The organism is Sphingobacterium sp. BS-2 (assembly GCF_046161205.1).
Classification (GTDB): domain Bacteria; phylum Bacteroidota; class Bacteroidia; order Sphingobacteriales; family Sphingobacteriaceae; genus Sphingobacterium; species Sphingobacterium mizutaii.
The window spans coordinates 1-11,758 of sequence record NZ_JBIXGO010000006.1 but is presented as its reverse complement, the minus strand read 5'-3'; the positions used below and the strand labels follow the sequence as shown (position 1 = coordinate 11,758).

10 protein-coding genes are annotated in these 11,758 nt (G+C 37.5%); 2 read left to right on the top strand and 8 right to left on the bottom strand.

The features are described from left to right. Positions 1-572 precede the first annotated feature (572 nt). Positions 573-1,469, bottom strand: coding sequence for an SDR family oxidoreductase (locus ACK2WI_RS01000; RefSeq protein ID WP_093095490.1), 897 nt, complete (start codon positions 1,467-1,469; stop codon positions 573-575). An 86-nt stretch (positions 1,470-1,555) separates the two neighbouring features. Between ACK2WI_RS01000 and ACK2WI_RS00995 the strand changes: the two genes are divergently transcribed. Beyond that, entirely contained in the window at positions 1,556-2,242 is a 687-nt protein-coding gene (locus ACK2WI_RS00995) for a DUF421 domain-containing protein (RefSeq protein WP_093095492.1), read from the top strand. Here the strand turns inward: ACK2WI_RS00995 and ACK2WI_RS00990 are convergent, their stop codons facing one another. From ACK2WI_RS00990 to ACK2WI_RS00965, 6 genes are all read right to left on the bottom strand, one after another. Next, positions 2,243-3,334, bottom strand: coding sequence for an ATP-binding protein (locus ACK2WI_RS00990; RefSeq protein ID WP_409149339.1), 1,092 nt, complete (start codon positions 3,332-3,334; stop codon positions 2,243-2,245). 584 nt (positions 3,335-3,918) lie between these two features. Continuing rightward, positions 3,919-4,374 (bottom strand): PA2169 family four-helix-bundle protein, encoded by a 456-nt coding sequence (locus tag ACK2WI_RS00985; protein WP_157739427.1) that lies wholly within the window; start codon positions 4,372-4,374, stop codon positions 3,919-3,921. 103 nt (positions 4,375-4,477) lie between these two features. After that, complete coding sequence (locus ACK2WI_RS00980) at positions 4,478-5,515, bottom strand: DNA topoisomerase IB (RefSeq protein WP_409149337.1); 1,038 nt, start codon at positions 5,513-5,515, stop codon at positions 4,478-4,480. 30 nt (positions 5,516-5,545) lie between these two features. Beyond that, complete coding sequence (locus ACK2WI_RS00975; RefSeq protein ID WP_093095497.1) at positions 5,546-5,725, bottom strand: hypothetical protein; 180 nt, start codon at positions 5,723-5,725, stop codon at positions 5,546-5,548. 91 nt (positions 5,726-5,816) lie between these two features. Beyond that, positions 5,817-6,908: a hypothetical protein gene (locus ACK2WI_RS00970; RefSeq protein ID WP_409149335.1), complete on the bottom strand. Its 1,092-nt coding sequence runs from the start codon at positions 6,906-6,908 to the stop codon at positions 5,817-5,819. Between the two features lie 12 nt (positions 6,909-6,920). Next, complete coding sequence (locus ACK2WI_RS00965) at positions 6,921-8,123, bottom strand: glycosyltransferase family 4 protein (RefSeq protein ID WP_409149333.1); 1,203 nt, start codon at positions 8,121-8,123, stop codon at positions 6,921-6,923. Positions 8,124-8,291: 168 nt separating this feature from the next. Between ACK2WI_RS00965 and ACK2WI_RS00960 the strand changes: the two genes are divergently transcribed. Beyond that, entirely contained in the window at positions 8,292-9,767 is a 1,476-nt protein-coding gene (locus ACK2WI_RS00960) for a glycoside hydrolase family 130 protein (RefSeq protein ID WP_093095503.1), read from the top strand. A gap of 1 nt (position 9,768) precedes the next feature. On the opposite strand, the gene ACK2WI_RS00955 is transcribed toward ACK2WI_RS00960, so the two are convergent. Further along, positions 9,769-10,368 (bottom strand): hypothetical protein, encoded by a 600-nt coding sequence (locus tag ACK2WI_RS00955; protein WP_409149331.1) that lies wholly within the window; start codon positions 10,366-10,368, stop codon positions 9,769-9,771. Positions 10,369-11,758 lie beyond the last annotated feature (1,390 nt).

The window sequence follows — 11,758 nt, the reverse complement described above, 5'->3', positions numbered from 1 at the left end:
GCGCGACTTCCAGGCTAACGTGCCATGTCTGCTAAAATAATGGAACCCCAATGGGGGTTCTATATTTAAAAAATAAAAGAGCTAATAGATTTTCATTGCCAACATGCTGTCATCACCTTCCGATAAATTTAGCTCAAATTTTTCCTTCTCAGGATGACACCAGAGTTGTTAACTTTGTTTGAAGAAATATACCCAATACCTCCATCCTTTGTATGGATCCGAGATCCTTCCTGCGTACCGATTACACGTTTGTTAAATCTGTGTTTCTAAGTATTTAGCCTCCATATTTATTTTTCTGATTTATTTCTCTTTTGGCGAACTACTGCCCTGGAAGGGCAGAATTATTTTAGAATTGGTATTGAACTATAAAGGGCTAATGCAAAAACGATGTTCGATTAATCGAACATCGTTTTTGCGCGACTTCCAGGCTAATGTGCCATGTCTGCTAAAATAATGGAACCCCAATGGGGTTATATCTCTAATATATAAAAACCAATTTATTGCCTTCCACTTTACTGTCATCAGCTTCCGAGATCTTTTATTACACAAAGTTACACTGCAAAGGCAACAACCTAAATAGTCACTCTTCCTCCAGTTGCTGGTATGGTGGCCCCAGAAATATAGGACGCTGCATCCGAAGCAAGGAAAACATAGATTGGGGCAATTTCTGCCGGTTGTCCCGGCCTTCCCATTGGGGTGTTGCTTCCAAATTTTTCATGATCCGGAATGGTACTGGGAATCAAAGGGGTCCATATTGGTCCTGGTGCAACTGCATTCACGCGGATTCCTGTGTTTTCTTCCAGGAATTTTTGCGCTAAGCTGGAGGTGAAATTTTGGATTGCCGCCTTACTGGCTGCATAGGGCAATAGGGTGGGATTAGGATCATAGGCATTCACTGAAGTGGTATTGATGATACTGCCACCAGCGGGAATATACTTTTTAGCATATTTTACCAAATAAAACATTGCACTCAAATTTACTTCGAATGTTTTGTTCCATTCTTCTGCAGTGATATCCTCTATATCCTTATAGGTCATTTGATAAGCAGCATTGTTGATGAGGACATCAATCTTTTTAAATTCAGTGACAGCTAGCTCAATGAGTTTTTTACAGTTAAGTTCTTCACTTAAATCAGCTTTAAATAGGATGGCTTTTGAACCAGCCTGTTTTACCCATTCTGCGGTATCATAGGCATCTTCATTCTCAATATCATCCTTATATGCGATCAGGATGTCTGCGCCTTCTCTAGCCATGGCTATAGCGATTGCTTTACCAATTCCAGAATCGCCACCGGTAATAATTACGGCTTTTCCCTTCATTATGCCATGTCCTACATAGCTATTTTCTCCATGGTCCGGTTGTGGGTCCATTAATTTTGTCTCTCCCGGTGGAGATTGAGGTTGCTTCTTGAATGGTGGAGCTGGGTATTTCGTCTCTGGATTCTTTGATTCTTGTCCTTCTTTTTTCATTGCTGCTTATAATTAATGATCATCTTGTTTACAGCAATAGAACAATTTGAATCCATAATCGTTCTGCTTAAAAAGAATTCGACATAATGCAAGATAGTAGCTTATATAAGATTTTATTTGATGGAGCAAGCTCCCAATTATTGATTGAAATAGTGATGCGGACATTGATCATGTTCCTGTTGATTTTGCTGATCCTACGGATTTCGGGGAGAAGAGGTGTGCGGCAGCTAACTCTATTTGAAGTAGCTATTATTTTGGGTTTAGGCTCAGCAGCAGGTGACCCCATGTTTCAGGATGACCTCCCCATCTTACATGCCATATTGGTTTTCTTGACCGTGATCGTCCTATATAAGTTAATCACTTGGTTAGCTGCAAAATTCAGTTTTGTTAACAAAATTATGGAGGGTGATCCCTTTGTAGTGGTACGTGACGGTGTTTTTGCGGTCAATGAAGAAAATATTGGCAGTTTCTCTAAAATGGAGTTCTTCACTGAATTGAGGAATCAGTCGATTGAACATTTAGGACAAGTCCGGACTGCCGTTTTGGAAACCGATGGTACCATGAGTCTTCTCCGTTTTAAAAATGAAGATGTAAAATTTGGATTACCTCTTTTCCCTGATGACTATAAAGAAATAGAACCTCTTGATGTCAGCCAAGGTCCTTATGCCTGTATGTACTGTGGCAAAATCATGGAAGTAGTGGATAAGAGCCTGAAGTGTCCAGTATGTCACAAAAATCGTTGGACAAAAGCTATAAACACAGCGTTCCATTAATTAATTGTCTGGAAAATAGAGCTTTACTTCTGTTCCTTTATTGACGACGCTTTGCACCTCTATTGTGCCCTGTAAGGTTTCCATTATCCGCTTTACGATAAATAGGCCAATCCCATTACCTTGGAAGTTCCCTGAATTGGAAGCTCGCTGCATATTGGAATAGATTTCATCAATTTCCTCCCTTGGGATTCCAATTCCATTATCCTTGAAATAATAGTTTACTCCATCATTAACCTGTTCACTTTGGATTTCTAAGGTTGGGTATTCCTGTTGCGAAGAATATTTTATGGCATTTCCAATAATATTGGAAAAAACCTGGTACAGGGAGCTTGGTTCAGCCATCACGGGAAGTAAACTCCCTAATTTTACTTGGAGAGAAGGAACTTGATAGATTAATTTTGCTTCCTTGACCCAAATATTGATTTTCTCCGATAATGGCACCAGTTTCTTGCCGATTTTATAAGTTCTAGCTTCACTTAATAAGGAGGTTTTGTCGATGATTTGCGTAAGGCTGCTCAGTGCCTCGTCTATGACAAACAACCAATTCTTTAAATCGGGATTCTGCTTTACATGATTATTCATGATGTTTTCAACCGCGATCCGGGCAATTGAAATTGGGTTTTTGGCGTCGTGAACTAAGGTATTGGTTATTAATTCGAGTTCATTGTTATAATTGAGGTGCTGCTCGTGCGATTGTATGGTTTTTAAGGCAACGTGTTTCTCCGTTACATCGATAGAAGTATGCAATATGGCGTAAGTATTATGGTTTTCATCCGTCAAGGCCTTATATTCAAAATCAAAAAACCTTTTGATCGGAACACCGTCCTTGAGGATATCAGCTTCTGTATCCGTAGCTCTATAGCTCTTACCTGTCTGCCATACAGTTTCTAGTAGGCCTGAAAAACCACTTTCTTTAAAGGATGGAAACACGTCACTAAATGGTTTGCCAATAATGTTCTTATCAGCACACCACATTTTCAACATAGCCTCATTGACAAAAGCAATACGCAGATCCGGACTGTCGTAAATAGCAGTCGCTAAAGGTGAATAATTGAGGATTTCGTTTAAAAATTTAAAATTTTCAGGCAGCATAAATTTATCACGTGTACAATTGTAAAACAATAAATTTATTGAATTTAAGGATATTCACAAGTCTAGCTTAAATGGGATATTTGCGGCCTAACTCTGATATGTAAAAAGGCTAATGATATAATTTAAATCTATTTTTAAAAAAATTACCCAAAGGAAAACCCTCAAGCGGAGAGCAGGAGGGTTTTTGGAAAATGAAGGTTTTATAAATAAACGATTACTGTATTCTTGTTATTAGATGTTTGAAATATTAAAATAATTCAAAATCAATAGTTTATCAATTGTTGAAATGTCTGTTTATTCGTTTTTGTTACGTCTTTTTGCTCGGATATTATATACGGCATAGCCCAATACTAATACACAGACCAGGATTAAAAAGATTGTCAATAAACTTGAATCCATTATTTTTTCCTTTCAATTAAAATACAACTTTATATATGGATAAATGCTTAAATGCCTAAAAAACCGTATTTTGCTCTTTAAAAACCGTATTTATATTCTTTTTATACTTGTAAAATCAATACAGGCAGAAGAATTGAGTTTTCTGCTGCCTGTCAAAATATGGATATGGGTGTTTGAGTCTTTGTTTAATAATCTCTTAACTCTTTGATCTTTTGATGAGCTTCTAGTTGGGTGGCAAGCTGCTGCTGTAAAACGTCAATTAATTCCTGAAATTCATCCAAGCAATCGCTGAGTATTTCTTTATAAGTTTCTTTGAATTCATCTTCTCCCTTTTCGCAACTTTCTAGAATGGCTTGCGAAATGGAAGGGGAAATGGCTGATTTGATATCCATCCATATCCTGAATATTTTTCCTGTCAAGTTGCTGTCCTCAGTGGGTTCTTGACCATACCGCTCCAGGTATGGACTTAATTCAGTGATAAATTGTCGGGACTGCTCTATGTATTGCCTGAATAGTTCTTGCAATTCGCGAAGATTTGCATCACCCGCAATTTCTATGGCTTTTTCATAGCCCTTAATCCGATCATTATTGATCTCAACGGCTCGGTTAACCAGATCTATTTTCTTTTCGTTATTGTCCATTGCTGTTCGATTTAGTAACCAATGAACCATGTAAGGAGTTGATAAGTTTTAAGTTTTTCATTTTCAAGTATTTGTACTCAGCGGAATGAGTTAATACTTGTTGTTATTGAGCCCCAATTATTTTTATTAATCTAGCTTTGATCCTCTTTTCCTTTTCGCTAGCCGAACTTTCCTTGTTATACTTGATCCAGTTTCCTAATGTTCCCGCTTCATAATCACTAATCAATTTTGGGTGGATATAATGTTTCAGGGCCACTGATTTGCTATTGCCTAATTTTTTGGCCACAGTTTTTATAATTTCCTGTGCATGCAATTTTCTAAGTTTGGGATCTTCAGCATATTCACTGTTTAAAAATAGTTCTAAGCATAAAAAACAGGCATTCCAAGTCCTAAAAGTTTTGCAGGTTATATGTTTTTGATAAACCTGGTACAAATATTCATTCAAATGTCCAGAATCCAATTGATGGACTTGCTGATTTTGATCCTCAAATTGGAATAATTGCTGTCCAGGAATCGACTTTACTTTCTTTAATATCTGAGCAAGCCTCTTTGCGGTAAGGTTCTTTTCCTGAGGAACCCCTTTTTTACCTATATATTTAAACGTTATTTTATTTTTATCGATGGAAAGATGTCGGTTTTTTAAGGTTGTCAAGCCATAGGAGCCGTTCGTTTTTTCATAAAATTGATTTCCTGCACGCATGGAGGTTAGATCCATGATCTGCAAGGCTAAGGCTGTTACTTTTTGGAGGTCGATTTCTTTTCGTCTTAGGTCCCGTTTGATCTGTTTTTTTAAACTACTTAGCCCTTTGGCAAAGGGGAGAAGCATGGCAAATTTATCTTCCTTCCTCAAGGCATTCCATTTCGGGTGGTAAATATATTGTTTTCTTCCTTTTATATCGTACCCCGTAGCTTGAAGATGACCTGATTTATAAGGACAGATCCAGACGTTTTCCCAATTCGGAGGGATGACCAAAGAAGAAATTCTAGCTAGTATTTTTGGGTCAGAAATAATTTTTTTCTTTTGGTCAACAAAGGAAAACCCCTTACCCTTTTTTATTCTTGAAAAGCCGGTAATATTACTGTCAACATACTTAAGGCCTTTAATCTTATCGATCGAACTATGGGTAAAGGATTTTTCCATTTTTTAATTAATGATTCCGGAGAACCTTAATCAATTCTCCCTTTTATCATTCACTTGTTTGCCAGAGTTTCCAGTCGCTTCTGCTTTTGAATTACTATCTGACTTAGTACTGTCTTTTGATGGATCTGCTTTAATGTTGGTACTTCTGGAATCCAAAGTGTTTTTATTATGGGGATGTCTTTCAATAGGTGTATTTCCTTGTTTTTTCATATTGCCTCCAACGCTGTGTTAATGGAAAAACACTTGAAAAAAGAATAAGTTTATAGTTTAAATACCTGTTTTATCGGAATAAATACTTAAATCAAGAATGGATGTAATTTGCTGTATCCAAGTAAGATAGCCAAAAAGCTAAATTACTTTCCGCTCCTTGGTTCTTGTTTACACCATATTCTTCCAAGCCATCGTAGCAAGCCATGTTTTGGAAATCAAATAAGACTTCCCCTTTTATGTTGTTCCCTAAAAACCAAGAGAAAGTTTCTAGGATTCTTTCTTTATAATTTATCCTAATTGCATGATGTTGAAGCTCTTCGTAAAGCATAATTGTACTGCTCACTTCAATGGGTTGTTGACCGAAATCACTGCAAATACCTTCCTTTTTTAACCAATTAATATTTCCAATACTTGAAAAATAACCTTTTCGAAAAATAACCTGATCTAAAAAAGCACTGCTTGCCAATCCTATTTTTTCCATTTCCTTGTTTCCAAAATAGCGCGATGCTCTTAAGATACTCATGGGGAGGATCGCATTGTCATAAGAAATGACTTCTTCAAACCAATGCCAATCTTCATTTTCTGCTGCTTTATATTCGTCGATAAGAAATTGACAGGAACCTTCAAGTTGTTTTCGGATTTTCATATCCTCTGGATATTTTTCGAGATAGTGTAGCAATCCCAAAATTTGGTAGCCTACAGCTCGTGCAGATTTGCAATCTGCCATGTGAGGATAGGATCTATCAAATAATTCCTTGGCTATAGGATGATAATTGGCAATTTCTTTTTTTGAAAGCAGAAAACCTAGGGCCCAAATTGTCCTTCCAAAGCTGTCATCCGATCCTATGTGCTCGATGAACTGTAGGTCAAAGGACATGAAGTTTCTAAAGATCCCGTCTTCTTTCTGTGCATAATGGATAAATCCCAGGAAATTACTGATGTATTTATTTCTGTAACTGGGTTCTAATTGATGATATGCCTTGCAGAATAATAGCAGAGCCCTGCAGTTATCATCCAAACAATAACCATGATGGTAATTCGGGATATTGAATTTGGCATGTTGAAGGATACCGGTCGGGGTCGTCAAAATTTCAATATAAGGAAACTCTATTTTTGGAACCCGATCAAAAAATGTCTTGACTATCTTTGAATAGCACTTATTATCTACCTGAATTTCCTCCATCTTGATAAGGAATTAAGAAGAAATCAATTTCTTTGATTTTCCAGGATCCAAGAACTTTAATGTCTTGTCTTGGTTTTCCATGCTTTGTACTTTAGATTTTGGAGCATTGATAGCAGAAATTAAACTTAAATGTTGTTTTCCTACATTCATCCAGGACATCGCTTTTCCAAAGTTTTCCGCCCTTTGCTGATAGCTTTCCATGAGTTTGGGATCTTCAATCAGATTGTTGATGCATTTTGCCAATCCTTCTACATCGTTAAAATCAAATAACATTCCTCGATTCTCATCCAATAGATCCTTAGCATACCAATATGGGGTGGAAATGACGGCTGCACCAGCGCCAAGGGCAAAGGATAGCGTGCCACTGCTCATTTGACTTTCATTTGGATAGGGGGTAACATAGATGTCACAAGCTTTTAAATACTGCTGTAAGGTTTCATCACTGACAAAATGGTTCACGAAGAATACCTTGCCTGAAAGCTGGAGCTTGCCTGCTTGTTGCATCAAACTATTTTTGTAAGTATCGCCTTCTTCCTTCAAAACATTCGGATGGGTTGCCCCAAGGATGATATATACAAAGTTATCCGAGCGTATTTTTGAGGTCGCTTCAATGGCAATTTCATAACCTTTATTCCTTCCCAAAAGTCCAAAGGATAACATTACGATTTTGTCCTCGAGTCCTAAAATCGTTTTGGCTTCTTCTTTTGTTGATTTAAAATTAGGAACACCATGTGGAATCAGGCTAAGCCGATCAGGATTGATATGGTAAACTTTTTCCAGCATATCGATCCCTCGTTGCGTCATTACAGTGATTTTATCGCTCAGAATGCTTAATTTCTGAATGACGTTAAACTCCATTGGATTAGGATTTTGAAGGATGGTGTGCAAATTAGTTATGATAGGAACATTTATCCGTAAGATAAAATCCAAAATATATTCTCCTGCCTCCCCACCAAATATTCCATATTCATGCTGTAGGATACAGCACTGATACATTTGATGGTTTGCCCACTCTGCCGATTCCAAATAGTCTGATTTCTCATTTCTTCTTATTGTTCTTTTCACCTCAGGAGGAAAGCTGGTCTCTGTCCCGTCCGTAATAGCAATAACCTCAACTTCATTGGAATGGTCCAAAATAGATTGGAACAAATCATGGGTAAAAGTTGCTATCCCACATTTCCTAGGCGGATAGGTGCCAATAATCAAAATTTTCATAAAAATCCTTTTGCAAATTGTTTATAACTAATTCTTTACTACTTGTTGAACATTCAGTAAGATGAAATTGTTCAGATTTAAGCCTAATAAAAATTAAATATGACAAAGATTAAACAAGACCTCTTTTTAATCGTTATAAATAAGTTGTTGGCTTATAATTAAATTGATATGGGAATTACAATAAATAGAAAGAATATATTATTCAAACCTAAGTTGGATAGGGTATTAGCTCGTCGTTTCAACCTATCTCCAGAACGTTCTAAAAGAATTATTGAAAGAGTACTGAATTTAAGCGATGTAAAAAAGAATGAGTTGATTACCCAGATTTTAAGAAATTATGCCCGAAGACATCGCAGTGTCATCAATATTTTAGAAAGAAACTACAAGCTGAAGGCCCAAGAATTAAAAGACCTAAAGATCGATACCAAGAAATTGACAGAAGTCGAAAAATTACTGATTGGCTCCTTCTTTACCATGGAATATTCCATCGAAGCTGCCGCTTATTTTAACCCTTCGATCGTATTTTCACCTGATCAATCCCAAACACATGAAGGCGAAAAAAGGGTAGTGCTGAGTTTCAGGGCAGTTGGGGAAGGGCATTTATCTTCCATAGTCTTTCGTTCAGGGATCATCGATAAGAATTTAAACATTGAACTCGATGAGGTAGGCATTTTATTGGACAAGCCTAAGCATGTTAAAAATTATCGCTATAAAAAGGACGATTTTATTGAAAAATTGATGCAGATGCATTGGGTAGACGAGGATTTAACTAAAATCATAGAAAGCAAATTGACGGATTCATTTACCTATGATGAATTGTTGCGTTTTGTTAAAGAAATCGAGGAAGAAAATGAATTGACCCATGATAACCAGATTTTGATGCACCAGATCATGTGGTTGGCTTCTTCACATTATGAGATTTCTTATTCCTTGGATACTTCTATTTCAGAACGAGTAATCTTTCCTATCAGCGATACCGAGAAGAATGGAATTGAAGATGCCCGTTTTGTAGCCTATAAAAGCGAAAAAGGCAATATAACCTATTATGCTACCTATACGGCTTATGATGGTCATTCTATTCTTCCAAAACTGCTCTCAACCAAGGATTTTATCAATTTCAAAGTGCAGCCTATCAATGGTAAGATCGCCAATAAAGGTGCTGCTCTTTTTCCAAGGAAGGTCAATGGCAAATACGTTATGCTCTGTCGGGTGGATGGTGAAAATAGCTATGTGTCTTTTTCGGATTCTATTACCAATTGGCACGATGAAATCCATCTGGTTGCCGAACCTGAAAGCCCTTGGGAATTTATCCAAGTCGGCAATTGTGGATCGCCTCTTGAAACGGAAAAGGGCTGGTTGGTTATCACCCATTCTGTAGGACCCATGCGCGAATATGTGATCGGAGCAATGCTGCTCGATTTGCATGATCCTACTAAGGTCTTGGGGAAACTAAAGGAACCCCTTCTATTTGCCAATGAGGAGGAGAGAAATGGATATGTGCCAAATGTACTCTATTCCTGTGGGCAGATTATCCATAACAATCAATTGATCCTGCCGTATGCCTACTCTGACCATGAGTCGACCTATGCAACAATCTGTCTCGAGGAACTGCTCAGCACGTTATTAGAGGAGGGAAATCCTTAATTTACTTTTGTAAAATCCCTTCGATCAAGGATTTCCATTGTGGATAAGAGGCTCCTAATTTTGCACCTAAGGCAACAAAAATATTCCTTAATCGATCTAGGATGGAATCAAGCTCCAAGTTCATGATTTCATTCCTTCCAAAATAGGAGGCCTCAACGGTCTTGCCATCTCGCTTCACCTGAAAGCTCGATGTCGCCATGTTTTTAAAGAAATGTTTAGTTTCATGATCATGATCTTGATGCGGCATATAACTTGGCCTTAGGGTAAGCGTAATCAAGTCATGTTCGGTATCAGAAGATTCATTGATCTGTTCAATTTGAACATAATCGTAACCTGAAGTACTCCATAGTCCAGGTCCGGGAATATCTATCTTAACAAAATCGCCTTCTTGCGGCCTTTCTTCAGAATGTTTGCCAAAGGCATCTAAATGCTCGAAAGTCGAAACGGGTACTTTTGCTACCTCATTCCAATTGTTGATAGCCAATAGTCTGTTCTTTGCCTCTAAATAAAAGTTCTTAGCTAGAATTTCATTCTCGAATTCCACGGAATCGGAGATATCCATATCCTTTCCTTCATGCTGTGCTGGAATTAAATGTTTCATCTCATTGTTTTTACTTGAATAACAAATTACAAAACTAAAAGTTGATTTTTTTCAATCCGCTAGTTATTAAATTAAGGTTTTTGGTGTCATCTCGACGGTTATCGCGCGAAACCGAGATATCGCTCGATGAACCCTTAGGATAAAGTCGATGGTTATTTCGATAAGCTTTTTAATGAAGCCTATTTTTGTATATTTCCAATTCTGAACGATCAGTGAAGAATCTGTACGTAAATGCCCCAAACGTTCTTGTCATCATCCATCGAAGATGGATGACCTGTTCGCTATTTCAATCATTGTTTGTATACTTCCGAGAAAATCGTGCCTCAGTCTGACACCGGAAAGGAAGTTGTTTTTGCGTTAAGCTGCCCTAGAAGGGCTATATCATTATATTAAAGTTTTTGGTTTCATGTTGAGGAGGAAAAATTTGAGCTAAATTTCTCGGAAGGTGATGACAGCATGTTGGCAATGAAAATCTATTAGCTCTTTTATTTTTTAAATATAGAACCCCATTTGGGGTTCCATTATTTTAGCAGGCATGGCACGTTAGCCTGGAAGTCGCGCAAAAACGATGTTCGATTTATCGAACATCGTTTTTGCATTAGCCCTATATTGTTTACCATCCATGCTAAAATAATTCATCCCCCACTGGGGATGTATGGCGGATAAAAAATATTCTTCTGGAAAGGAAATATAGCTCTAAATACCTAGAAACACAGATTTAACAAACGTGTCATCGTAGCAACGAAACATCTCGGAGAGATGCAAACGTTCAAAATTTAATGTATCATTTACTGAACCCCCAGAGGGGGTGGAATCTTTGTAGAGCAATGATGGATAATAAAGGATAACCCCCAGAAGGGGTGAAATATTTTTCAATAATTCCCGTTCATGTGGTCAAATTAAATAAGAACTAGTTTGCTCATCTTACGATTCGCAATGACCCCAATCCCATAAAAAAACAAAAATCGATTCTTCGCTGCACTCTGAATCCCTCTCTGAGAAACTCCCAATTCTGAACGGTCAGTGAAGAATCTGTACGTAAATGCCCTAAACGTTCCTGTCATCATCCATCGAAGATGGATGACCTGTTCGCTATTTCAATCATTGTTTGTATACTTCCGAGAAAATCGTGCCTCAGTCTGACACTGGAAAGGAAGTTATTTTTGCGTTAAGCTGCCCTAGAAGGGCTGTATCAATATATTAAAGTTTTTGGTTTCATGTTGAGGAGGAAAAATTTGAGCTAAATTTCTCGGAAGGTGATGACAGCATGTTGGCAATGAAAATCTATTAGCTCTTTTATTTTTTAAATATAGAACCCCTTTTGGGGTTCCATTATTTTAGCAGGCATGGCACGTTAGCCTGGAAGTCGCGCAAAAACGATGTTCGATAA